We start from the raw sequence: 22,163 nt of genomic DNA, 5'->3' as shown, positions 1-22,163 counted from the left end.
CCCCGGCCGAAGCCGGGGGCGTTCTGTCATGAGAGCAGGATCAGAAGTCCATGCCACCCGACGGGTCACCCATGGGAGCAGCGGCCTTCTCCGGCTTGTCAGCGACGACGACTTCGGTGGTGAGGAACAGCGCCGCGATCGAGGCTGCGTTCTGCAGCGCCGAGCGGGTCACCTTCGCGGGGTCGATGATGCCGGCGCCGAACATGTCGACGTACTCGCCCGTAGCCGCGTTCAGGCCCTGGCCCGCGGGGAGCTCGGCGACCTTGTTCGCGACGACACCGGCCTCGAGACCGGCGTTCAGCGCGATCTGCTTCAGCGGAGCCTGGATCGCGACGCGGACGATGTTCGCGCCGGTCGCCTCGTCACCCGTGAGCGAGAGCGCGTCGAGCGCCTTCGTTCCGGACTGGATGAGCGCGACGCCACCACCGGGGACGATGCCCTCCTCGACGGCCGCCTTCGCGTTGCGGACAGCGTCCTCGATGCGGTGCTTGCGCTCCTTGAGCTCGACCTCGGTCGCGGCTCCGGCCTTGATGACGGCCACACCACCGGCGAGCTTCGCCAGGCGCTCCTGCAGCTTCTCGCGGTCGTAGTCGCTGTCGGTGTTCTCGATCTCGCGACGGATCTGCGTGACGCGACCCTCGATCTGGTCTGCCTCACCGGCACCCTCGACGATCGTGGTCTCGTCCTTGGTGACGATGACCTTGCGCGCACGACCCAGCAGGTCGAGCGTGGCGTTCTCGAGCTTGAGGCCGACCTCTTCGGTGATGACCTGTCCACCGGTGAGGATCGCGATGTCCTGCAGCTGCGCCTTGCGGCGGTCGCCGAAGCCGGGAGCCTTGACGGCGACCGACTTGAAGATGCCCTTGAGCTTGTTCAGGACGAGCGTCGCGAGAGCCTCGCCCTCGACGTCCTCGGCGATGATGACGAGCTCCTTGCCGTCCTGGATCACCTTGTCGACGATGGGCAGGAGGTCCTTGATGTTGGAGACCTTCTGGTTCGCGATGAGGATGTACGGGTCCTCGAAGACAGCCTCCTGGCGCTCCGGGTCCGTGACGAAGTACGGGTTCAGGTAGCCCTTGTCGAAGCGCATGCCCTCGGTGAGCTCGAGCTCGGTACCGAACGTCTGCGACTCCTCGACGGTGACGACGCCTTCCTTGCCGACCTTGTCGATCGCCTCGGCGATGAGCTCGCCGATCGCGGGGTCAGCAGCGGAGATGGAAGCCGTGGCAGCGATCTGCTCCTTCGAGTCGATCTCCTTGGCGCTGGCGAGCAGCTCCTCGGTGATCGCGGCGACGGCCTTCTCGATGCCGCGCTTGAGCGAGATGGGGTCGGCGCCGGCCGCGACGTTGCGCAGACCCTCGCGGACCAGAGCCTGAGCGAGGACCGTGGCGGTCGTGGTGCCATCACCTGCGACGTCGTCGGTCTTCTTGGCGACCTCCTTGACGAGCTCCGCGCCGATCTTCTCGTACGGGTCGTCCAGCTCGATCTCCTTGGCGATGGAGACACCGTCGTTCGTGATCGTGGGGGCTCCCCACTTCTTCTCGAGAACGACGTTGCGGCCACGCGGGCCGAGGGTGACCTTGACCGCGTCGGCGAGGATGTTCAGGCCGCGCTCGAGGCCGCGGCGGGCCTCCTCATCGAAAGCAATGATCTTTGCCATGAGTTTTTTCGTCCCTCCTGGACGTAGACGTTGGGTTTAGCACTCAGAGTAAGAGAGTGCTAACGCCATTCTGGCACTCGACACCTTCGAGTGCAAGCCGCCGGAGGAGCGGCGCACGCGGAGGTCAGGGGGCCGGGGTCTCCCCGGGCGTCTCGGGCGCGGAACTCGATCGATCGAGGCCGATCACCACCGTGAACTGCTTCAGACCGTCCTCCGTCTGACCGGAGTAATAGTCGCTCTGCTGCACGGCAGCGCCACCGAGGAGGTTCGCCAATCCGATCGCGGCGAGCTCATCCTCATCGTTGACGTAGAAGACGGTGGTGGTGGCGAAGTCCTGACTCGAGCTGTCTCCGGCGAAGACGATGTCCGGCGCCCATCCATTGTTGACGAGGACGTCCCGCATCTGCGTGTCGAGCCCCTCGTCCGGCGTGCCGTTGAGGATCATCACGGAGACCGAGGTGTCCACCACACCCGTCTCGACCGGAGTGGGGACCGGCGTGGACACCGCCTCGGGAAAGAGCGAGATGCGCCCCATCACCACGAGGGAACCGAAGATCCCGGCGATGATGAGGACGAGGGCGGCGACGAAGGACCAGAGCAGCACGACCCAGCCGTTCATCCCCGGAGCTTCGGCGCGATGCGCTCCCACACGTCCGGAGGAACGGGGAACGTCATCGAAGCGATCGCGGGAGGGCTTGGACACCCCTCGATGCTAGCGTCACCTTCCTGGCATTCCGATCCGCGGCGCGGAACACCCGATTCGGGAAGCCGCCGACGGCTCTTCTCAGCCGACGAAACCCGGTGTGCGAGCCGAGCGCTGCCTGGCGCGTGAATCCCGGATGCGGCGCAGCCGCCGCACCAGCATCGGATCGTACTCCAGAGCGGCTTCCGACTCGATGAGCCGCCCGAGGAGCTGGTAATAGCGGGCCGAACTCATGCCCAGCTGGGCGCGGATGACTTCTTCCTTGGCTGAGCCGTGCCGCGGCCAGGCGACCTCGATGGCGAGGATCGCGCGATCGCGCTCCGTCAGGTCTCCGAGCATGAGTCCAGGTTAGGACGCGACGGGCGAGGGAGACGTTCGCCACTCCCACCAGCCTCCGAGGGGATCGGCGGCGGCGCGCACCCTCCCGTCGATGGCGACGACGAAGCCCGGCCAGCCGTCCGCATCCACCGACGGCACCCAGACGTCGAGCGCGCCCGGCGGATCGATCGTGATCCAGCGGGCGTCCAGCGCGGCTATGCGGGCGACCAGCGCGTTCCGCTGCGCTCGCGGGATGTGCACCAGCACTCCGGGTGTGGTGATGACGAGCGTGGCATTCCCAGGCGCGGCAGCCGCCAGGGCATCGATGCGTTCCAGAGCGTCTCCGACGAGGAGCAGTGCGGGATCGGAGGCCGCGATCTCGAGCGCAGCATCGATCCGCTGCTCCCGTCCCTCCTCACCCGGCCACACGAGTCCCCGCAGCCATCCCCGGTCACGTGGGTCGGCCGCGTCGAGCGGCGCCAGATCGATGCCCGCCCGCCACGCCACCTGCGGCATCCGCAGCGGGGGCATCGCGCCGGTCACCCGGCTCTCCAGCACGACGGTCGACGGTCCCTCCACGGGATCAAGGCCGACGCGGAGCGCACCCTCTTCATCGACGAAGCGGTACGAGTACCTGTCGGGATAGAGACACAGCCCGGCGGAGGCTCCGATCTCGAGCAACGCGATCGGACCCTCGATCTCGGACAGCACGGGAAGCAGCGCGGCGAGGCGCAGCGGTTCGTTCGTCTGCAGGCTGCGACGGCCGCATTCCGCCACCACCTCGTCGGTGTTGCGCAGCACGAAGTCCCGCCACTGCGGATAACCGGCGAGCTCGGCCCCAAGCAGACGGGTGACGGCGAACACGAGGGGCGGCTGCCTCCGGGTCTCGGGAATCCGCAGCAGGATGCGCCTCACCTCGACATCGGCCGCCACGCCGGCCGCCCATTCCGCGTACAGCGCGCTGCGGCCGGGGGCCTCGTCACGGGCGAATCGTGCGTAACGTTCCTGCACGGCATCCGTCATGCGTCCATTCTGACCCGGAGCACCCGATACCCCGTCGCACGGGGGAGAATGGACGGGACTCAGGAGGACACATGTCGTACAGCGTGGACAAGACCGAAGAAGAATGGCGCGAGGAGCTCGGCGAAGAGCAGTACGCGGTGCTGCGCCAGGCCGCGACCGAGCGGGCCTGGACCGGCGAGCTGCTCGATGAGGAGCGGGCGGGCCTGTACACCTGTGGCGCATGCGATGCCGAACTCTTCAAGAGCGGCACGAAGTTCGACTCCGGATGCGGATGGCCGAGCTTCTACGAGTCGATCCGCCCCGATGCGGTCGAACTCATCGAGGACGACAGCCTCGGGATGGTGCGCACCGAGGTGCGCTGCGCCAACTGCGGATCGCACCTCGGCCATGTCTTCCCCGACGGATTCGGCACGCCGACCGGCGACCGCTACTGCATGAACTCGATCGCACTGAACTTCACTCCCGAAGCCTCGTGAGCGCCCTCGACGCTGTCCTGGCACGGCAGTCCTGGTCGAAGGTCGAAGACACCGCCCCGACTCGCGACGAACTTCTCACGTTCATCTCGGCGGCCGGCCGTGTGGCCGATCATTCTTCTCTGCGCCCCTGGCGGCTGATCGAACTCCGCGGCGCGGATCGCGAGGTGCTGGGCGCGGCGATCGCCGAAGCCCAGGGCGACTCCTCGCCCTCGTCGAAGCCGCTTCGTGCCCCTCTGCTCATCGCCGTCGTCGCCAGTTACCGGAAGAGCGAGAAGGTACCCCGTTGGGAACAGGAGGCCGTCGCCTCCGGTGTCGCCCACATGCTGAGCCTGCTCCTCGACGAAGCGGGGTGGGGCGTCATCTGGCGCACCGGCCACTACACGCGCGCGAAGGCGGTCGCCAGAGCTCACGGCCTCGCCGAGAACGAGGAGCTCCTCGGCTGGCTGTATGTGGGAGGCAAGCCCGAAGACAAGAAGCCCGGTCGACGCAAGCCCATAGATGCACGCGCGCTCGTCACGCGCATGCCGCAGGCGAATGCCGAGAATGCCCCGAAGACGGCGACGAACACCGAGAAGGTGAAGAAGGTGAAGAACGCCAAGAAAGCGAAGAAGGCGAAGAAGGCCGAGAAGAAGTAACCCTTCAGCGGCGACGCGGCCACGGGACCGCGACCACCACCGACGCGACGGCCACGACGACCATCGCGAGCACCTGCCAGAGCGCTGGTCCGGCCGCGGGCGGCCACATGACGTCGATCACGACCGACGTGACCAATTGCCCGAGCACCGGCCCCAGGCCCATGAGCAGCACCCCGGTCTGCGCCACGATGAACGTGCCGAGGAGGATGTAGGAGGCACCAAGGAACCCTCCGAGGTACAGCCAGGGCTCGGTGGGAAGCCCCGCCGGTGCGCCGCGGAACGCGATGCTCACCCCGGATGCCAGGGCGAGCACCACGGTGCCGGCGATGAAGCTCATCAGAGTGGCGGCGAGGGGCGAACGCGCCCGCTGGGCCAGGCGCCCGTTGGTCGCTGCCTGCCAGGCGATCCCGACACCCGCGGCGAACGGGAGCAGCAGCATCCACAGCGGCGCGGTGGCCAGCACGTCGCCGGAGAGCGAGATGCCGACCGCGGCGAGCGCGAGCAGCCCCCCGAGCACCCGCCCTGGCGTGACCGCCACGACTCCTGCGGGCCCGAATCCGATCCGATCGAGCACGAGGCCGTGAACGGTCTGCCCCGCCACCACACCGACGGTGAACAGGGAGACGCCGAGCACACCGGCGGTGAGACCTTGCGTCGAGACGGTGAGTGCGCCACACGCTCCCCCGAGCAGCATCCAGACGGGGATCGTCTGGTGTCGGATGCCGCTCCACAGGCGTGCGACGCCTCGCCGAGCCGACGGGAGGGCGGAGATCACGACGGCGAGCGCCACGAGTCCCACGGAGAACGAGAGGAAGCCGGCGACGATCCCATCGTCGACGCGCACACCGAGCACCCCGTTGATCCGCGCCTGGATCGCCGTCATGACACCGATCGCGACCGCTCCTCCGAGGGCCAGCGGAGCGGGAAGTCGACGGGTCTCTGGCACCTGTCGACCCTACCCGAGCCGCCGGCCGCTCCTCTCCCGTGAATGTCCGAGGCCGGGACTACGCTGGCGGCATGTGCGCGAGCTACGGACTCGATCCCCGATTCACCGATGCCGAACTCCTCGCCGCCGCCGACGATGCGGTGCTCGAGGGCCTCCGCGTGTGGGCGCAGGAGAACGCCGGCGAGACCGTCCGACCGACGGGCAAGAACCTGCGCAACCTCAACCCGTTGATCGTGCAGCCAGACACCGCCCCGACCCTCGAACCCGCGTGGTGGGGGTTCCTCGTCGACGGCGAGCCGGCTAAGTTCCCCTCGATCAACACCCGCTCGGAGCGGCTGCAGGAGCGTCCGGGCGGGGCGAAGTCGAGAGCGATCGTCCCCGCGACGAGCTGGTACGAGATGCAGAAGCCGTCTCGGCAGTGGAACGAGTTCATCGTCGACGACGGCACTCTGTTCGGCATGGCTGCGGTCACGCAGCGCGGCCGCACGGCCGACGGCGAGTGGTTCACGTGCTATTCCATCGTGATGCGTCCCGCTCCCCCTCACCTCGTCGACCTGCACGACCGGATGCCCCTCCTCGTCCCGTCCACCCTGAGCCATGACTGGCTGACCGCACCGGCGTCGCGGGAGATCATCGACGAGGCCGTCATCGCTTCAGACGAGATGGCCGCGCGGGTGCAGGCTCGCCCTCGCGCCTGACCCTCTGATGTCCCACGCGGGTCGGACACTTCGCCGTCAGATGTGTACCTGAGGGGGACGCGCGACACCCGGGGCGCTCCGTAACGTTGTGCCCATGATCACAGCAGAAGGCCTCACGAAGAGGTTCGGAGACAAGACCGCCGTCGACGACGTGTCGTTCACGGTCAAGCCGGGCAGCGTCACCGGCTTCCTCGGCCCGAACGGCGCCGGGAAGTCGACCACCATGCGGATGATCGTCGGCCTCGACCGCCCGACGTCGGGGCGTGCCACCATCGCCGGACGCGAGTACCGCAAGCTCCGCGCACCTCTCACCGAAGTCGGTGTCCTCCTCGACGCCAAGGCGGTGCACACCGGTCGCACCGCTCGCAACCACCTCCGCGCCATGGCCGCGACACACGGCATCCCCTCCTCCCGAGTCGATGAGGTCATCGACCTTGCGGGCATCGGGTCGGTGGCACGTAAACGCGCGGGCGGATTCTCGCTCGGAATGGGGCAGCGCCTCGGCATCGCTTCGGCGCTGCTCGGCGACCCGCACACGCTGATCCTCGACGAGCCGGTGAACGGCCTCGACCCCGAGGGGGTGCGCTGGGTGCGCCAGTTCGTCCGTCACGTGGCATCAGAGGGGCGCACCGTGCTGCTCTCGAGCCACCTGATGAGTGAGATGGCGCAGACCGCCGACCACGTCATCGTGATGGGCCGCGGTCGGGTGCTCGCGGATGCCCCGCTCGCGGAGCTCGTGCGCTCCTGGACTCGGAACACGGTGCGGGTCCGCACACCGAGACCAGCCGACCTGGCTGCCGCCGTCGGAGGGCCGGAGGTGGAGATCGTGAGCTCGGCTCCCGATCTGCTCGACATCGTGGGGCTGCCCGCCGCGCGGATCGGCGATCTGGCCGCCGACCGCGGCATCCCGCTCCACGAACTCACCCCGACCACCGGATCACTCGAAGACGCCTATCTCGCCCTCACCGGCGACTCCGTCGAGTACCGCACCAAGGAGATCTCATGACCACGACACAGGCTCCCGCTCCCACGCGGACACGCGTCGAAACCGGTCGTCGGCTGACATTCATGCGCGCACTGCGCGGCGAGTGGATCAAGCTCGCCACCCTGCGCTCGACGTGGTGGTCGATCGGCATCACCGCCGCCCTCACGGTCGGCATCGCCGTGCTCATCGCCCTCGCTGTCGACGTGCCGGACTTCAGCCCGATCCAGGCCGTGGTCATGCCGATCCAGTTCACGATGCTGCTCGCCGGCATCATCGGCGCGATCTCGGTCACCGGCGAGTACTCCACGGGGATGATCCGTTCGACGCTCACTGCGAACCCGATTCGCGGTTCGGTGCTGGCCGCGAAGTCGACGGTGCTGGCACTGTTCCTGTTCGTCTCGTCGCTGGTGATCTTCGTCGTCTCCGCGGTGGCTGTCTCCCTCATCGTCGCCCCGCGTGACCAGGGCATCGACTGGTCGGACCCGACAGCGTCGGTGCTTCCGATCGTGGTGGCTTCCCTGTCGATGGCCGTCTTCGCCCTCATCGGCGTCGCGTTCGGATTCGTCCTGCGCTCCGGTGCGGGCGCCATCGCCGCGACCGTCGGTGTGCTGTTCGTCCTGCCGATCGTGGCGAACTTCTTCTCCTTCGCCGGAGAGACATGGGCATGGGTCCTGCAGGCCGCCGCCTACCTTCCGGACGCGGCCGCACGGAGTGCGATCATGCCCGGAGCCGGTGCCGCGCTCGACGCTCCGGTTGCGTTCCTGACGCTGGGCTGCTGGGTCGTGGGTGGTGCCGCCGTCGCGTGGGGCGTGCTGCGCACCCGCGACGCGTAAAGTCGGCCTGTGAGCAGAACGCGAAGCCGCAGCGACTCGGTCCGCGAGGACGAGGAGCTGCGGCTTCCGCGCGCCCCGGGCCTGTTCCGACGGTTCTGGGCCCGCCATCCGCTGTTCGCCGACATCCTGCTCGCGCTGATCTGCCTGTTCCTGTCCCTCGCCCCCGCCGCGCCGTACCCCAACACCTCGCTCCCGGAGGGCACATACATCGCCATCAACATCGCGACGTTGGTGATGGTCGCGATCGGATGCAGCACTCTCCTCTGGCGTCGACGGGCACCCCTGGGTCCCTTCGTCGCCGCGGTGATCCTGGGGACCGTCGGACTGTTCACAGGCATGTCCGGAGGCATCGTCCTCCTGCTCGTCGCCTGCTACGGCGTGGCGGTCTACAGATCGGCGCGTCTGGCCTGGATCTGTTACGGGATCGGTGCCGCTTGGTTCCTCGGACTCACCACGATCCTCATGCTGACCGGCACGACCCTGTTCCAGGTCGGCATCGATACCGCCCTCGGCTACGTCGCGCTCGGGCTCATCGGCACGCTCGTCGGGGTCAATGTGGGCGGCCGCAAGCGCTATCTCCTCGCCATCATCGACCGATCCCGTCAACTCCTGATCGAGCGCGATCAGCAGGCGCAACTCGCCGCCGCATCGGAACGCGCCCGCATCGCACGGGAGATGCACGATATCGTCTCCCACTCCCTCACCGTGATCGTCGCACTGTCCGAAGGGGCGGCCGCCACCCCCGATCGAGAACAGGCCCGGAGGGCTGCGGTATCCGTCGCGGACACCGCCAGAGGCGCTCTCACCGAGATGCGTTCGATGCTCGGTGTGCTGCGCGACGACGAATCGCCGCTGCCCCTGGCGCCGATGCAACCCGTACCCGCGCGTGACACCGTGGAGACGGCTCAGCGCGCGGGCTACCCGGCGACGCTCACCGTCATCGGGCAGGCCGATGTCTCCCCCGCCGTCGCGCATGCGATCGGCAGGATCGTGCAGGAGGGCGTGACCAACGCCATGCGCCACGCCCCGACCGCGAAGAGCATCACCGTGCGGCTGGAGTACACGGCCGACACGGTCGTGATCGAGATCGTCAACGACGGCGTCTCGGGTGAGATCGGCTCAGACGGATTCGGTGTGCGCGGGCTCTCTGAGCGTGCCGCCCATGTGCATGGGACGGTGCGATCCGCACCTGCGGATGGAGGACGATGGATTCTGCGGGCGGTGCTTCCCACATCGGGAAGCAGGCCCGCCGCACCGCGACAGACGATGGAGGACGACGCATGACGCAGGCGATCAGAGTGCTGCTGGTGGATGACCAGGAGCTGATCCGTCTCGGCTTCCGCATGGTGCTGGAGTCTGAGGAGGACATCGTCGTCATCGGCGAAGCCGGCGACGGGAAAGCGGCGATCACGCAGAGCGCGCTGCTCGCTCCCGACCTGGTGCTGATGGACATCCGGATGCCGGAGCTGGACGGCATCGCCGCCACCGAGGCCATCGTCCGAGAACGTCCGCAGACCAAGGTGCTCGTTCTGACCACCTTCGATCTCGACGAATACGCGTTCGGAGCCATCCGCGCGGGCGCGAGCGGATTCCTGTTGAAGGATGCCCAGCGCCACGAGATGATCTCCGCGGTGCGCGCCGTCCACCGCGGGGATGCGGTGCTGTCCCCGCGTGTGACGAGAGCGCTGCTGGAGCACGTGACGCCTCGGCTCGGCGGAGCGCCCGCGACTCCGGCCGCAGAGGAGAGCGCTGCTCTCGAATCGCTCACGGAACGTGAGCGGGACGTCTTCCTCGCGATCGGCCGCGGACTCACCAACGCAGAGATCGCTCAGAGTCTGTACGTCGGCGAGTCCACGGTCAAGACCCACGTCGGTCGTGTGCTGGCGAAGCTCAGCGCGCGGGACAGGATCCACGCGGTCATCCTGGCGCATCGGCTCGGGCTCGTCGGCGACTAGCCCGATCTCATCAGGCTCGCGACGGCGCCCATTCCGAGACGCGGTCGAGCCGCTGCACCTCATCGTCCGAGAGCTCCAGACGCGCCCCGGCGAGCAGGTCGGGAACCTGTTCCACGGTTCGCGCGCTCGCGATCGGTGCGACCACGGTCGGTTGTGCGCGAAGCCACGCGAGCGAGGTCGCGGCGATCGAAGCGCCGTGCACATCGCCGATCTCCTCGAGCGCGTCGATGATCCGCAGGCCCGCTTCGGTGGCGTATTTCGCGGCGCCCTGCGCCCGGGGCGAAGTCTGACCCGCGGCGTCCGTCGAGCGGTACTTGCCGGTGAGGAAGCCACTGGCCAGGGAGTAATACGGGATGAGTCCGAGGTCGAACTCCTCGGCGACCGGGATGATCGTGTCCTCGACCTCGTTGCGGTGCACGAGGTTGTAGTGCGGCTGCACCGCGACCGGCAGCGCGACTCCGAGGTGACGGGCGATCTCGACCCACTCGCGGATACGCTCGGCGGAGTAGTTCGACACGGCGATGTGCCGGACCAGGCCGTCTTCGACCAGTCGCCCGAATGCGCTGACGGTCTCCTCCAGCGGAACGGTCTCGTCATCGAAATGCGCGTAGTACAGGTCGATCTCATCGATGCCCAGGCGCTTCAGCGAGGCCTCGGCGGCCTTGCGGACATTCGCGGCGGAGAGGCCGCGGAACTGCGGGTGCTGACTGACCTTGGTCGCGACGACCACACCCGCAGGTTTGCGCGAGGCCAACCACTCGCCGACGATCGTCTCACTCTCTCCTCCTTCGTTTCCCGGCACCCAGGCGCTGTACGAGTCGGCGGTGTCGATGAAGTCTCCGCCTCCGTCCACGAAGGTGTCGAGGACGGCGAAGGACGTGTCGCGGTCGGCTGTCCAGCCGAACACGTTGCCGCCGAGCGAGAGCGGAAGGACGTCAAGATCACTGGTACCGATGCGGGTCATGATGAGAGCAACCGGTGATCCCGCCTCCCGCATTCCCGGACGACGCCGTGTTGCGCTCCATGAACGTCACGGTGGCGATGCCTCCCCCCGCGTCGTGGATCTGCGAGGGGCGGCCCACGATCCGCGGATCCGGAGCGTGGGCGACCATCGGGTCCTTGCCCGGATAGTCGAACCGTGCGAGAACACATCTCATCGCTTCCAGCCGCGCGCGCCTCTTGTCGTTCGACGAGATGACGACCCACGGGAGGGCCGGGGTGTCCGTGTGGAAGAACATGGCCGCCGCTGCCTCGGTGTAGTCCTCCCATCTGTCGACGCTCGTGAGGTCGGTGGGGCTGAGCTTCCACTGCTTGAGCGGATCCTCGCCGCGGCGGGTGAACCGGCGCCGTTGTTCCGCCTCGCCGATCGAGAACCACAGCTTGATGAGGCGGATGCCCGAACCGACGAGCATGCGCTCGAACTCCGGCGCGGTCTGGATGAACTCCTCGTACTCCGCCGACGAGCAGTACCCCATCACGCGTTCGACGCCCGCTCGGTTGTACCAGGAGCGATCCATCAGCACGATCTCACCGCCCGACGGCAGATGCGCGACGTAGCGCTGGAAATACCACTGCGTCCGCTCGACATCACTGGGTTTGTCGAGCGCGACGACACGAGCGCCGCGGGGGTTCAGGTGCTCCATGAAGCGTGCGATCGCACCGCCCGCGCCCGCCGCATCCCGCCCCTCGAACAAGATGAGGACCCGTCCCGACGAGCGCGTGATGTGCGCCTGGAGTTTGAGGAGTTCGATCTGCAGCAGTCGTTTCTCGCGCGCGTATGCCTCCCGTGTGAGCGCCTGCGCGTGGGGGTAGCCGGGCTGCCGCTCCGACGTGACCGTCGGGAGTTCGGACGAGCTGCCCATCGCCTCCCCCTCCCCTGGCGCTTCTGGATCGCGCGACGCATGAGGCAAAGCGCAGGTGGCCGCGGCGGGGAGTCGGCCACCTGCGCCGTCATCGACCCGGCGTGATCTCGTTCAATCCACCAGGAAACTCAACGCTTAGTAACATATCACCTTGTAGCGCGATACTCCGGAATGTACTTCTCGCACCCAGCCCGTCACCGGAGACGCGACGAGGTCGAAGTCGCGGCTATCGTTCACTCATGGGAACGATCCAGTACGGCAGCGGTGACGAGATCCACATCGAGGACCGCGCACTCGCACATCTCAAAGTGGTCATCGCCACGAAATTGCGGCGCAATGAGAGCTTCACCCTGTCGTGGCGGCACCCCGACGGCGACGCCCCCGGCCGTTCGACCATCTGGCTGCACCCATCGATCCCCCTGCGCTTCACCTTCGACGAGCCAGAGGCCCCTCAGCTCAACCCGAAATGGATTCAGGACCTCATGCAGTCGGCGAGCTCCACGGGCGGGATCAGCCTCATCGAGGAAGTGGTCGAAGCGCCGCCGACCGGCGACGCGGGCTCACCTCACCTGGACTGAACTCTCCGAATGAGCGACGTGCGGACGCGCGTCAGCTCGCCCGCCACACGGAGAGCAGCTGCCATCCTTCCGGCACCTGGGACTCGAGCGCGGCCATGTCGTCACCCTCGATCTCGTGGATGCCGTCGCGACGCAGGAACTTGCCCTCGACGGATCGCATCGATCCGGCCTTCTCCATCGTCGCCATGGCCGACACCAGGTCCCATCCCGCAGGCGCCTGGGCGGTGAGCTGTGCACGGACCTCGGCGAGATCTTCGCCTTTGAGGGTGACGCTGTGGGCTTCGAGCGGGCGGATCAGTCCGTGGAGCATCAGACCAGCCTACGACCCTCCACCCGCGATCCCGTCGGGGCCACGGACACGCTGCCGGCAACCGGATTCTGCAGCTGATCCGTTTCCGCGCGCAGAGCGTGGGCACTTCCGTGGGCAGTGCCCAGATCGTGCGCTCCACTCCCCTCGCCGCCGTCGTCGAGTTCCGCGCGGAAGAGAAGACGTTCCGATGCTGGACGCTTCTATGAATGTCAAGCTGGCGAGGGGCGGTCCCACCAGCACGAGCTCCACAGGGCTTTTGGATCTCATTTGGGCCGTCGCAGGGCCTGCGCTGACCTCTCTGTTCGAGCAGGCGATCCAGCCGGTTTCCGGGCTCTGAGATGCGTGCCCGGTCCCGACTCGCAAAACGATCGTGACTTCAGCCCGACCGTCATCAGTGTGATGATGCCTGAGCCTTTCTTTGACATCCGTGGAATTTGGCTCAACCTGAATATCTCGATATGGTGCACGAATGCTCCCCTCGACAGCAGATGAACCTCCCCGGCGTGCACCCATATCGCGTCGCGGCTTCCTGACGGCATCGGCGATCGCGGCAATCGCGGCGTCAGTCGGAGGGTCTCTGCTTGAGGGAGACGTGGCCCACGCCGCTTGGGGCGGGTACAGCAACGGGAACATCCCGACGTCCGTGCTCGAGCCGATCCCGTGGGACACTGTGCGGATTCTCAGAAGAGACGCCTGCGCCGCACTCGTGACCTTGAACGAGGCATTCCGATCGAGCTTCGGCCATAACATCACGATCAACGACGGATATCGGGACTACGACGAGCAGGTCCGGGCGAAGAAGAAGTACGGCGACAAGGCCGCCGAACCAGGCACTTCGAATCATGGCTGGGCAATCGCGATTGACGTCGCGAACACGAGCCGAGTACAGATCGGCTACTCGCATCCGATCTATCTATGGCTCAAGGCCCACGGCCCTGCGTACGGATGGATCCATCCTCAATGGGCTGAGCCCGGAGACCCGGGCGGACCGGATGAGGCATGGCATTGGGAATTCAACGGAACATTCACCGGGGGGCCGTCTCCCGCACAACCGGAGGTTGGAAGCATGGAAGCTATCGTCAAGGTCCCGAGCGGCGTCATCGTGCATCTGCGGTACGGAGGCAAGACCGACTTTGGGAGCCAGCAGCAGTACAACGACTTCCGCATGCAGGTGAACACACTGCGCCAGTACGGAGCGACCGACCTGTTGCCTCTGCCCGAACTCTCGGCGGTCCCGGGGGTGACGTGGGAAACCTTCACGTTCCTTGCACAGTACATTGGTGCTCCCACGGCATAGGTTCAGCACGAAGACGAACGCCCTCACCCAGCGAGAGACCGGGTGAGGGCGTTTTCGTTTGAGCGACCTCAGCACTACCCGCCTGGACTATCCTCACCAATGCGCGGATCCGGTCATCAAGGAATCGCCGGCGATGGGGAACCCTGGGGTGATGCTCTCCGCTTACCGTGACATGCAATCGCAGGCGCGATCGATCCTCGAGGCCGAGAAGCACGGCCCGCTGCAATCGCTCACCGACCGCGAGATGGACGTGCGTGAGCAGCCTATGGCCATCTACCCACATGCACCGCGGCGCCGCGTCCGCGAGGCGGTGCGCGTCGACGCCTAGCTCGTTCTTTCCAGTCCCTCGCCGCTGGCATCGAGTTCCGTGCTGAGCAGGAGACGTTTCGATGTTGGACGCTTCGATGGATGTCAAGCTGGCGCGGGGGCGGCGTGGAGTGTGTTCAGCATTCGAATAGCCTGCGGGCGAGGTAGCGCTTGATGATGCGGAGGATCTCTCGTTTGCTGTGCCCCTCGATCGCCCAGAGCGTGGACGCGTCGCCGCCCGTGCGGCGGGCCGCCCAGCTAATTGCCCGGTGGATGCCGGGCGGGGTCGTCGGGAACTGTTCGCAGCCGAGCTGCTCGCCGGTTCGCGGGTCGATGATGGCGTAAGTGTGGGTGCGGGCGTGGCAGTCCACGCCGATGACATAGGAGCGGGATTGCGCGACGATAGTCACCGCGGCCGCCTCCTTTCCTCTCGATGGATCATTCAGGGCTGGCCGCACGCGGCCGGCGTTGATCCGGGAGGAAATCACTTCGGGGCAACTCTGTGAGGGGTCACAACCTTGATCGGTTGGACAGGCTTCTAATCAAGCCACCGATGTGGGCCGGGTCGACGTCGGCCGTCCCATCGAGTACGGACATGTCCAGCAGAAGGCACCCGAAGGGGCCAGGTTTGGGGTGAGTCACGAACACGGTAGGAACGGCCAACGCCAACCCTGCCAGCCAATCCCAGATCGGCCGCCCCGAGTCTCACAGGTGTGGGGTAACGCCGTGGCCCTCGCCGATGACGAACTCTCCTAGGCTGGTCTGATGCTCATCGGACTCATCCGCCCTGTCGAAGCCCACTCTGTGACGCTCAAGGGTGAAGATCTCGCCGACGTGCGCGCGTAGCTCACCGCTCAGGCACCCGCCGGATGGGACCTGGTGTCGGCCATGGCGACGATGGAGAAAGCCGATCGATGCGCTCCGTTGAGGGAAAGTTCCAGCGACGCGACGGCCTCCGGGAGATCGAAGCGGAGAACATGGACGCGCTCATCGCGTTGGTCCCCGAGGGCTGGCAGCTGCTGTCCGTGCGCACGGCCTGAAACGACAGAAGACCCCCACCCGGCCGAAGCAAGGTGGGGGTCTCTCAACCTATCGAGGTCAGTCCTGACGTGTCTGTAGGCCAAAGAGGGGACAGCGCTTTCGTCATGAGGTTCAATACGTTGTACCCGTGAGTCCACCACTGATACGCGATTTCAGGAATCCTTCGGAACTAGAGGGAGGCGGTCGAACGATTACTCGACGCTCGCTTCTCCTCGCAGCTGGCGGCGTCGCCGCGACGGCTTTCGTCGGGGCGTCCGTCCTCGACCCCGAGCCCGCCTCCGCGTGGGGAGGGTACGCCAACGGCCAGATCCCTTTAGACCAGCTCACCTCGGTCGACGGCCATCGCTTCCGAAACGATGCTGCTGTCGCAATGGTTGCCCTTCGCGCAGCCTATCGGGGCGCATTGGGAAGGACGCTGATCCTCAACGACGGCTATCGCGATCTCGCCGGTCAATGGCGAGCATGGAACGACTACCTGAATGGCGGCAACCTCGCCGTATACCCCGGCACCTCGAACCATGGTTGGGCGATCGCAGCCGACTTCGGAGGCGAGGTGTACAGCAGCTCCGCGAGCGCTGGTCACCGATGGCTCCAAGCCAACGCGCTCGCGTTCGGCTGGTCATGGACCGGCCGGTATTTCAGCCGGATCGAGAACTGGCATTGGGAGTACAACGGCAGCTACACCGGGACAACTCCCACACCTGAAGACAACCCCGATTTTGACATCCATCGAAGGAACAACAACATGGCTTCTCTGTACTACACGACCGTCAACGGCGTCACCACCTTCGCGCTCGCTGGTGACGGAGTCGGCAACGCGGCTTGGCTCGAGACCACTGACCAGGCCCTGGCGAACCAGCTCGCCGGCCAACACGGAAACGCGGCGTTCCTCACGCAAGGATCCTTCAATCAGTGGAAGAGCTGGTACCTAGGCCAGTAACCGACCGTCCTCGAACCACGGAGACCCCACCCGGCCGAAGCCAGGTGGGGTCTCTCATTTAGAGCCCGAGGCGATCGTTGTGGTCAGAGATCGCGGAGCGGAGGTGCGCCTTATCGTCGGTGCCGTCGTGCATCGCGCGCCGCTGCCGGCGGGTTAGGCCAGTGGAGTTGCCGTCTTGGCCGCGGTACGCGACTGCGCCGGCCGGCGCGGAGCCTGCACCGAACTTGCGCAGCCACTCGTCGACAGCGGGGATCGCCATCACGCGCGCGATTGCAGCGCTGACCGCGGCGAGGGCCGCGATCGCGGCGGTCGCCCAGGCGATGGTGGGGCCGGGCACGACGTCGGCGACGGCGTCGATGATCTGTGGCGCGACGATCACGATCGTCGCGAGGACGGCTGCGGCGCCGACGATGACTTGCACCGCCGTCCTGATGGCCCGCTGCAGTGGGATCAGCTCGACCTCGATGCGAAGCGCGTCACGATCCGCCGTACGATCGCGCAGGACCGCGATGGCAAGTTCTTCGTGCAGGAGTTCACGAAGTCGGATGCCGGCTATCGCGAGCTGGAGCTGCCCGACCATGTCGTCGACATGCTGCTGCGCCGTCGCGTCGCGTCGTACTCGGCGTTCGTGTTCGCATCGAGAGTCGGCACATTCCGCCACCCGAACAACTACCGCACCTCCTGGCGCGAGGCGCTGCGCGATACGCCTTGGAAGGGCACGACGCCGAAGAGCTTCCGGAAGACCGTCGCGACGGTGATGCGTGACGAGCTCGGCATTCAGGCAGCGAAGGAGCAACTCGGCCACGAGGACGAGCGCACCACGCGCCTGCACTACGCCGACGAGGTGCACCGCGGCCCCGCGGCCGGACTTGTTCTGTCCAAGCTGTTCACCTGAAAACCATGGATAAACAACGAATCGCCCCGACTCCACGAAGGAGCCGGGGCGATTTTCTTTGTTTTGAACTGGTATTTCTTGAGCCGACTACGGGACTCGAACCCGTAACCCCCGTATTACAAGTACGGTGCGCTACCAATTGCGCCAAGTCGGCGGATGCCATCCATCAGCTTAGCGATGGCATCGACCCCGGTTCGAACTACGGGGCGGGCGTGGTGGTCGACGTGGGCGTCGGAGACGGCGTCTCACGGGAGGCATCGCTCGCGACGCTCAGCACGAACTGCGAGAACTCGGCCGGGTCGTCGAACGCACCGACGTACGCCTCGCCGTTCGCGACGATCATGGGCGCGGTGTTGAGCATCAGGTCTTTCGAGCCGGCGAGCGGTCCGTCGAGCGCGCGCGTGGTCGCCTCCTTCGCCCAACCGACGAAGTCACCGTTCTCGATGCACGACCGGACGGCCTTGGTGTTGTCGGTGCCGACGGCGGCTGCCAGATTCGCCAGGTCCTCGTCTGACATCCCGTCACTGCCGACCTCGGGCTGGTCGTCGAGCAGGTCGTGATTGAAGGCGTAGAACTGCGCAGGCGAGTGCGTGGCGACGCACGCGGCGGCCGCGGCGGAACGCAACGAGTACTTGGTGCCGTTCGAGCTCGCGGTGAGCAAGGCGACCGGGTGGTAGCTGACGGTGACCGCCCCCTCCTCGATCCAACCGGCGAGCTGACGCGCATTTGCCCGCTCGAACTTTCCGGCGTCCGGCGAGAGGTAGTCGACGTAGACGTGGATGTCGACCTTGTCGGAGGAGGTCGCGCTGGGGGTCGGCTCAGTCGAAGCGCCCGCATCGGTCGGCTCTGCCGAGGGCGTCGCGGGGACCTCATCGGATCCGGCAACGGCGGTGATGTCGGTGACGACGACGCCATCCGACTCCATCCCCGTCGGGGTGAGCTTCGGCTTCGACACCTGAGCGGACACCGCAAGGGTCACGGCGGTGCCGATCGCCCCCACCGCGACGACGGCGACGGCGCCGATGATGATCCGTCGCATGAGGCGCGCCCTCGACTGCTGGGCGTGCACTTTCTGAGCCTTCTCCCGCACGGCCTCGCGAGAATTGCGAGGTGTGGGGACGTTCGGCGTTTCGTCGCTCGACATCGTTCCTCTTGTGAGTCTGCGGGGGTCCGGGTTGGCCCCGACCGCCGCTGAGCGACGATCGCCGCTGGGCGCGGCCGAGATCGATGCTAACCAGTGAGGCTGAGAAATACCCAGGTACAGCCGTTCATGTCATACTGATCTCGACCCAAAGACGGGTCACGGTGGCTCATCCCACCGCTTCATCACTACGGATCGTCCGGCACGTACCTGCCGGTGAAGGAGAAACACAATGGCATCTGTGACTTTCGACGAAGCCACCCGCCTGTACCCCGGTGGAACCCGTCCGGCCGTCGACAAGCTGAACCTCGAGGTCGGTGACGGAGAGTTCCTCGTCCTCGTCGGTCCTTCCGGTTGCGGTAAGTCCACATCTCTGCGTATGCTCGCCGGCCTCGAAGAGGTCAACGCCGGCCGCATCCTCATCGGCGACCGCGACGTGACCGACGTCCCGCCGAAGGACCGCGACATCGCGATGGTCTTCCAGAATTACGCCCTGTACCCGCACATGACCGTCGCCGAGAACATGGGCTTCGCGCTCAAGATCGCCGGCGTCGGCAAGGAAGAGCGCGCCGCACGCGTGCTCGAGGCCGCGAAGCTCCTCGACCTCGAGCCCTACCTGACCCGCAAGCCGAAGGCCCTCTCCGGTGGTCAGCGTCAGCGTGTCGCCATGGGCCGTGCGATCGTGCGTCAGCCGCAGGTGTTCCTCATGGACGAGCCGCTGTCGAACCTCGACGCCAAGCTCCGCGTCCAGACCCGTACCCAGATCGCATCGCTGCAGCGTCGTCTCGGCGTCACCACGGTCTACGTCACCCACGACCAGACCGAGGCGCTGACCATGGGCGACCGCATCGCGGTCCTCAAGGACGGTCTGCTCCAGCAGGTCGGCTCGCCCCGCGACCTGTACGAGAAGCCGAACAACGTCTTCGTCGCCGGCTTCATCGGCTCGCCCGCGATGAACCTGTTCTCGGCCGACCTCGCCGAGGGCGGCATCCGCTTCGGCACCGAGGTCGTCCCGCTCGACCGCGACACCGTCGGTCGCGCCAACGGTTCGCAGGTGACGGTCGGCGTGCGTCCGGAGGACATCGTCGTCGGCCCCGCCGACGGCAAGGGCCTCTCGGTCACGGTCGACCTCGTCGAAGAGCTCGGCGCCGACGGCTACCTCTACGGTCACACCGAGATCAACGGCAAGCGCGCCGACCTCGTCGCTCGCGTCGACGGTCGCAACCACCCGAACGCCGGCGAGACCGTCACGCTCGCCGCCTCGGCCGGCCACGTGCACGCGTTCGACATCGAGTCGGGTGACCGTCTGAACGACAAGCCGGTCGTCTCCGCCTGATCGGATCCACAGACGCGGCGCAGGCTGACCTCGGTCGCCTGCGCCGCGTCTCTTTTTCCTCTTCGTACGCCACCAGGAGCATCATGCAGGATTCGCTGCGGATCACCGCCAGCAAGGTCGATCCGGGACTGCTCGCCCTCCCCTGGTCCACCACGCTCGCCAAGTGGCCGTCCGAGCACATCGTCTCGCTCCCCAAGGGGCTCTCCCGCCACCTCGTCCGGTTCGCCGACCTCTCGGGTCGCGTCGTCGCCGTCAAGGAGACCACTGCCGAGATGGCACAGCGCGAGTACGACATGCTGGGCAACCTCGCCCGGCTCGACGTACCGTGCGTCGACCGGGTCGCTGTGATCGCGGGGCGCACCGATGCCCATGGCGATCCCCTCCCCGCGGCACTGGTCACCTCGCACCTGCGCTTCTCGATGCCGTACCGTGCGCTGTTCACGCGCGTCCTGCGCCCGGACACCGCCAACCGTCTGGTCGACGCGCTCGCGCTGCTGCTCGTGCGCCTCCACAACGTGGGCTTCTACTGGGGCGACGTCTCCCTGTCGAACACCCTCTTCCGTCGTGATGCCGGGGCCTTCGCCGCCTATCTCGTCGACGCGGAGACCGGAGAGCTCCATGAGGAGGGTCTGACCGATGGGCAGCGCGCCTACGACCTCGACCTCGCTCGAACGAACATCGCCGGCGAGATCATGGACCTCGCCGCCGGCGGACGCCTCGAGCACGGGGTGGATGCGGTCGCGATCGCCGACGGCATCGTGTCGTCCTACCGCTCGCTCTGGGCCGAGCTCACCGCACAGGAGTCCTTCTCCGCCGCCGAGACGTGGCGCATCACCGAGCGCGTGGAACGGCTCAACGCCCTCGGATTCGACATCGATGAGATGTCGATGTCGACCACCGCGGACGGCACCGTCGTCGAGATCCAGCCGAAGGTCGTGGACGCCGGGCATCATCAGCGGCGCCTCATCCGTCTCACGGGGCTCGACGTGGAGGAGAACCAGGCACGACGGCTGCTCAACGACCTCGACGAGTTCCGCGCGCGCTCGACCAAGCAATGGGCGGACGAAGAGATGTACGCGCACGAGTGGCTCACCCGCGTGTTCGAGCCCGTCGTTCGCGCGATCCCCTACGAGCTGCGCGCCAAGCTCGAGCCGGCTGAGGTGTTCCACCAGGTGCTGGAACACCGCTGGTACCTGTCTCAGGCGGAAGGACGCTCGATCCCACTCGCCGAGGTGCTCACCAGCTACATCAACGAGGTGCTGCGCCACCGGCGCGACGAAGCCACCATCATGGGGCCGCCCACCGAGACGATGAGCCTTCCGGTGATCACCGGCGTGACCCCGGTGGCCGACGAGGATGAGGACGTCGACTGGCGCGACCTGGTCTGACCGCCCCTCCGCTCCCCGCGCACGGGTTGTCGGCGAGTGCGGGGGTAGTCGAGTGCACGGGTTGTCTTCGAGTGCACCGCCTGTTGACGCCAGCAAGCCGTGCGCTCGGCGAGCTCACGTGATCTCGACGCGGCCCGGCGGGCGTGGGGGGGGGAGAGAGAGTGGGCGGAGCGTGGGGGTCAGTAGCCGACGGTGAAACGCTCGCGGTGGTGGTTGCCCTGCTCGATCTCGTCGACCACGGCGACGGCGAAATCGGCCCCGGAGATGTACGACTTGCCTTCGGCATCGCGGACGATCACATCGCCCCCGTCGCGATAGCGGCCGGTACGCTCGCCCTCCGCCCAAGGACCGAACACCTCAGCCGGATGGATGAAGAACCAGTCCAGTCCCGCGTCGGTCGCCTCGAGGAGCGCGAGCGAGTCGATCCCGACCTGCGCCTCGTGCTTGTACTCCTCGGGGAAGTCCTGATCGAACAGACGCGGGCCTCCGGGCGCCACCAGGCTTCCTCCGGCACCGCCGACCACGCCGAGACGGGTCGCCGTACCGGCGATCTGCTCGACGACGTTCGACAGCGCCTCGAGCGCACGGTCTTCCATGTCGCCGCGTGGAGAGAGCGCCGACACCACGGCATCCGCACCGACGAACGCGTCCGCGAGGGGCGCCAGGTCGAGCGCGGAGCCCTGCAGGTAGGCGGCTCCGGCCACCGGATCGGTCGGTTCCGAACGCGAGATCGCGATGACGGCGTGGCCACGACTCACCGCCTCCGTGACGATGTGGCGACCGGCGTACCCGGTCCCTCCGATCACGATGATGCGAGCCACGGTCAGCCTTCCCTCG

The 22,163-nt window shown here is 66.9% G+C and carries 27 protein-coding genes and 1 tRNA gene; 15 read left to right on the top strand and 13 right to left on the bottom strand.

All coding sequences use genetic code 11. The annotated features are described in order from the left end of the window. Window positions 1-40: 40 nt before the first annotated feature. The 4 genes from groL to ACLFA2_RS13880 form a co-directional block, all read right to left on the bottom strand. Window positions 41-1,660: a chaperonin GroEL gene (gene groL, locus ACLFA2_RS13895; protein WP_021199053.1), complete on the bottom strand. Its 1,620-nt coding sequence runs from the start codon at window positions 1,658-1,660 to the stop codon at window positions 41-43. Window positions 1,661-1,784: 124 nt separating this feature from the next. Next, window positions 1,785-2,363 (bottom strand): LytR C-terminal domain-containing protein, encoded by a 579-nt coding sequence (locus tag ACLFA2_RS13890; RefSeq protein ID WP_426621487.1) that lies wholly within the window; start codon window positions 2,361-2,363, stop codon window positions 1,785-1,787. An 81-nt stretch (window positions 2,364-2,444) separates the two neighbouring features. Next, the gene (locus ACLFA2_RS13885) at window positions 2,445-2,702 is read right to left on the bottom strand and encodes a DUF3263 domain-containing protein (RefSeq protein WP_021199055.1); all 258 of its coding nucleotides are present in this window, start codon (window positions 2,700-2,702) and stop codon (window positions 2,445-2,447) included. A gap of 9 nt (window positions 2,703-2,711) precedes the next feature. Further along, window positions 2,712-3,704: a DUF2332 family protein gene (locus tag ACLFA2_RS13880; RefSeq protein WP_426621486.1), complete on the bottom strand. Its 993-nt coding sequence runs from the start codon at window positions 3,702-3,704 to the stop codon at window positions 2,712-2,714. A 71-nt stretch (window positions 3,705-3,775) separates the two neighbouring features. Here ACLFA2_RS13880 and msrB point away from each other — a divergent pair, with 71 nt between their 5' ends. Together msrB and ACLFA2_RS13870 are read left to right on the top strand one after the other, a co-directional pair. Beyond that, on the top strand, window positions 3,776-4,180 hold the full coding sequence (msrB, locus tag ACLFA2_RS13875; RefSeq protein WP_021199057.1) for a peptide-methionine (R)-S-oxide reductase MsrB: 405 nt from the start codon (window positions 3,776-3,778) through the stop codon (window positions 4,178-4,180). Then, window positions 4,177-4,815 carry a nitroreductase family protein gene (locus ACLFA2_RS13870; RefSeq protein ID WP_426621485.1) on the top strand — a complete coding sequence of 213 codons (639 nt, stop codon included), beginning with the start codon at window positions 4,177-4,179 and terminating at the stop codon, window positions 4,813-4,815. Before msrB ends, ACLFA2_RS13870 begins: the two co-directional genes overlap by 4 nt. A gap of 4 nt (window positions 4,816-4,819) precedes the next feature. Here the strand turns inward: ACLFA2_RS13870 and ACLFA2_RS13865 are convergent, their stop codons facing one another. Then, a complete protein-coding gene (locus ACLFA2_RS13865; protein WP_426622476.1) occupies window positions 4,820-5,731 on the bottom strand; it encodes a DMT family transporter in 912 nt (303 codons plus the stop codon). 101 nt (window positions 5,732-5,832) lie between these two features. Here ACLFA2_RS13865 and ACLFA2_RS13860 point away from each other — a divergent pair, with 101 nt between their 5' ends. From ACLFA2_RS13860 to ACLFA2_RS13840, 5 genes are all read left to right on the top strand, one after another. Further along, window positions 5,833-6,459, top strand: a complete 627-nt coding sequence (locus ACLFA2_RS13860) for an SOS response-associated peptidase family protein (RefSeq protein ID WP_029267207.1) — start codon at window positions 5,833-5,835, stop codon at window positions 6,457-6,459. A gap of 94 nt (window positions 6,460-6,553) precedes the next feature. After that, window positions 6,554-7,465 carry an ABC transporter ATP-binding protein gene (locus tag ACLFA2_RS13855; protein ID WP_021199061.1) on the top strand — a complete coding sequence of 304 codons (912 nt, stop codon included), beginning with the start codon at window positions 6,554-6,556 and terminating at the stop codon, window positions 7,463-7,465. Beyond that, on the top strand, window positions 7,462-8,277 hold the full coding sequence (locus tag ACLFA2_RS13850; protein WP_426621484.1) for an ABC transporter permease: 816 nt from the start codon (window positions 7,462-7,464) through the stop codon (window positions 8,275-8,277). The genes ACLFA2_RS13855 and ACLFA2_RS13850 overlap by 4 nt, the downstream gene beginning before the upstream one ends. Window positions 8,278-8,286: 9 nt before the next feature. Next, window positions 8,287-9,561, top strand: a complete 1,275-nt coding sequence (locus ACLFA2_RS13845) for a sensor histidine kinase (RefSeq protein ID WP_426621483.1) — start codon at window positions 8,287-8,289, stop codon at window positions 9,559-9,561. Next, on the top strand, window positions 9,558-10,232 hold the full coding sequence (locus ACLFA2_RS13840; RefSeq protein ID WP_021199064.1) for a response regulator transcription factor: 675 nt from the start codon (window positions 9,558-9,560) through the stop codon (window positions 10,230-10,232). Before ACLFA2_RS13845 ends, ACLFA2_RS13840 begins: the two co-directional genes overlap by 4 nt. 10 nt (window positions 10,233-10,242) lie before the next feature. On the opposite strand, the gene ACLFA2_RS13835 is transcribed toward ACLFA2_RS13840, so the two are convergent. Next, window positions 10,243-11,196, bottom strand: coding sequence for an aldo/keto reductase (locus tag ACLFA2_RS13835; RefSeq protein WP_426621482.1), 954 nt, complete (start codon window positions 11,194-11,196; stop codon window positions 10,243-10,245). Beyond that, entirely contained in the window at window positions 11,174-12,094 is a 921-nt protein-coding gene (gene ppk2 / locus ACLFA2_RS13830) for a polyphosphate kinase 2 (RefSeq protein WP_426621481.1), read from the bottom strand. The genes ACLFA2_RS13835 and ppk2 overlap by 23 nt, the downstream gene beginning before the upstream one ends. A 239-nt stretch (window positions 12,095-12,333) precedes the next feature. Between ppk2 and ACLFA2_RS13825 the strand changes: the two genes are divergently transcribed. Then, the gene (locus tag ACLFA2_RS13825; RefSeq protein WP_021199067.1) at window positions 12,334-12,672 is read left to right on the top strand and encodes a hypothetical protein; all 339 of its coding nucleotides are present in this window, start codon (window positions 12,334-12,336) and stop codon (window positions 12,670-12,672) included. Between the two features lie 31 nt (window positions 12,673-12,703). On the opposite strand, the gene ACLFA2_RS13820 is transcribed toward ACLFA2_RS13825, so the two are convergent. Beyond that, window positions 12,704-12,982, bottom strand: coding sequence for a hypothetical protein (locus ACLFA2_RS13820; RefSeq protein ID WP_426621480.1), 279 nt, complete (start codon window positions 12,980-12,982; stop codon window positions 12,704-12,706). Between the two features lie 469 nt (window positions 12,983-13,451). Here ACLFA2_RS13820 and ACLFA2_RS13815 point away from each other — a divergent pair, with 469 nt between their 5' ends. After that, window positions 13,452-14,279, top strand: coding sequence for a M15 family metallopeptidase (locus tag ACLFA2_RS13815; protein ID WP_426621479.1), 828 nt, complete (start codon window positions 13,452-13,454; stop codon window positions 14,277-14,279). A 151-nt stretch (window positions 14,280-14,430) separates the two neighbouring features. Continuing rightward, complete coding sequence (locus tag ACLFA2_RS13810) at window positions 14,431-14,607, top strand: hypothetical protein (RefSeq protein WP_426621478.1); 177 nt, start codon at window positions 14,431-14,433, stop codon at window positions 14,605-14,607. 115 nt (window positions 14,608-14,722) lie between these two features. Here the strand turns inward: ACLFA2_RS13810 and ACLFA2_RS13805 are convergent, their stop codons facing one another. Further along, the gene (locus ACLFA2_RS13805; protein WP_426621477.1) at window positions 14,723-14,995 is read right to left on the bottom strand and encodes a hypothetical protein; all 273 of its coding nucleotides are present in this window, start codon (window positions 14,993-14,995) and stop codon (window positions 14,723-14,725) included. A 504-nt stretch (window positions 14,996-15,499) separates the two neighbouring features. Between ACLFA2_RS13805 and ACLFA2_RS13800 the strand changes: the two genes are divergently transcribed. Together ACLFA2_RS13800 and ACLFA2_RS13795 are read left to right on the top strand one after the other, a co-directional pair. Next, entirely contained in the window at window positions 15,500-15,625 is a 126-nt protein-coding gene (locus ACLFA2_RS13800) for a hypothetical protein (RefSeq protein ID WP_021199075.1), read from the top strand. A 128-nt stretch (window positions 15,626-15,753) separates the two neighbouring features. Further along, window positions 15,754-16,566, top strand: a complete 813-nt coding sequence (locus tag ACLFA2_RS13795; protein ID WP_152525867.1) for a M15 family metallopeptidase — start codon at window positions 15,754-15,756, stop codon at window positions 16,564-16,566. Between the two features lie 58 nt (window positions 16,567-16,624). Here the strand turns inward: ACLFA2_RS13795 and ACLFA2_RS13790 are convergent, their stop codons facing one another. Beyond that, complete coding sequence (locus ACLFA2_RS13790) at window positions 16,625-16,987, bottom strand: hypothetical protein (RefSeq protein WP_021199077.1); 363 nt, start codon at window positions 16,985-16,987, stop codon at window positions 16,625-16,627. Between ACLFA2_RS13790 and ACLFA2_RS13785 the strand changes: the two genes are divergently transcribed. Next, window positions 16,982-17,461 carry a tyrosine-type recombinase/integrase gene (locus ACLFA2_RS13785; protein WP_426621476.1) on the top strand — a complete coding sequence of 160 codons (480 nt, stop codon included), beginning with the start codon at window positions 16,982-16,984 and terminating at the stop codon, window positions 17,459-17,461. The two genes, ACLFA2_RS13790 and ACLFA2_RS13785, sit on opposite strands and share 6 nt — an antisense overlap. Before the next feature lie 81 nt (window positions 17,462-17,542). On the opposite strand, the gene ACLFA2_RS13780 is transcribed toward ACLFA2_RS13785, so the two are convergent. Together ACLFA2_RS13780 and ACLFA2_RS13775 are read right to left on the bottom strand one after the other, a co-directional pair. Then, window positions 17,543-17,615 (bottom strand) — tRNA-Thr (locus ACLFA2_RS13780). A 45-nt stretch (window positions 17,616-17,660) separates the two neighbouring features. Continuing rightward, window positions 17,661-18,605, bottom strand: a complete 945-nt coding sequence (locus ACLFA2_RS13775; RefSeq protein WP_167255734.1) for a DsbA family protein — start codon at window positions 18,603-18,605, stop codon at window positions 17,661-17,663. Window positions 18,606-18,834: 229 nt separating this feature from the next. On the opposite strand from ACLFA2_RS13775, the gene ACLFA2_RS13770 reads away from it, so the two are divergent. Beyond that, window positions 18,835-19,938 carry an ABC transporter ATP-binding protein gene (locus ACLFA2_RS13770; protein WP_021199080.1) on the top strand — a complete coding sequence of 368 codons (1,104 nt, stop codon included), beginning with the start codon at window positions 18,835-18,837 and terminating at the stop codon, window positions 19,936-19,938. An 83-nt stretch (window positions 19,939-20,021) separates the two neighbouring features. After that, window positions 20,022-21,326, top strand: a complete 1,305-nt coding sequence (locus ACLFA2_RS13765) for a DUF4032 domain-containing protein (RefSeq protein WP_029258683.1) — start codon at window positions 20,022-20,024, stop codon at window positions 21,324-21,326. Between the two features lie 179 nt (window positions 21,327-21,505). On the opposite strand, the gene ACLFA2_RS13760 is transcribed toward ACLFA2_RS13765, so the two are convergent. Then, window positions 21,506-22,147 carry an NAD(P)-dependent oxidoreductase gene (locus tag ACLFA2_RS13760; protein WP_021199086.1) on the bottom strand — a complete coding sequence of 214 codons (642 nt, stop codon included), beginning with the start codon at window positions 22,145-22,147 and terminating at the stop codon, window positions 21,506-21,508. Between the last annotated feature and the right edge of the window lie 16 nt (window positions 22,148-22,163).

This window comes from Microbacterium sp. As-52 (genome assembly GCF_049949185.1).
GTDB classification, from domain to species: domain Bacteria; phylum Actinomycetota; class Actinomycetes; order Actinomycetales; family Microbacteriaceae; genus Microbacterium; species Microbacterium maritypicum_A.
Note: the sequence above shows the minus strand (reverse complement) of the source record. Positions and strands in the feature narration are given on the sequence as shown.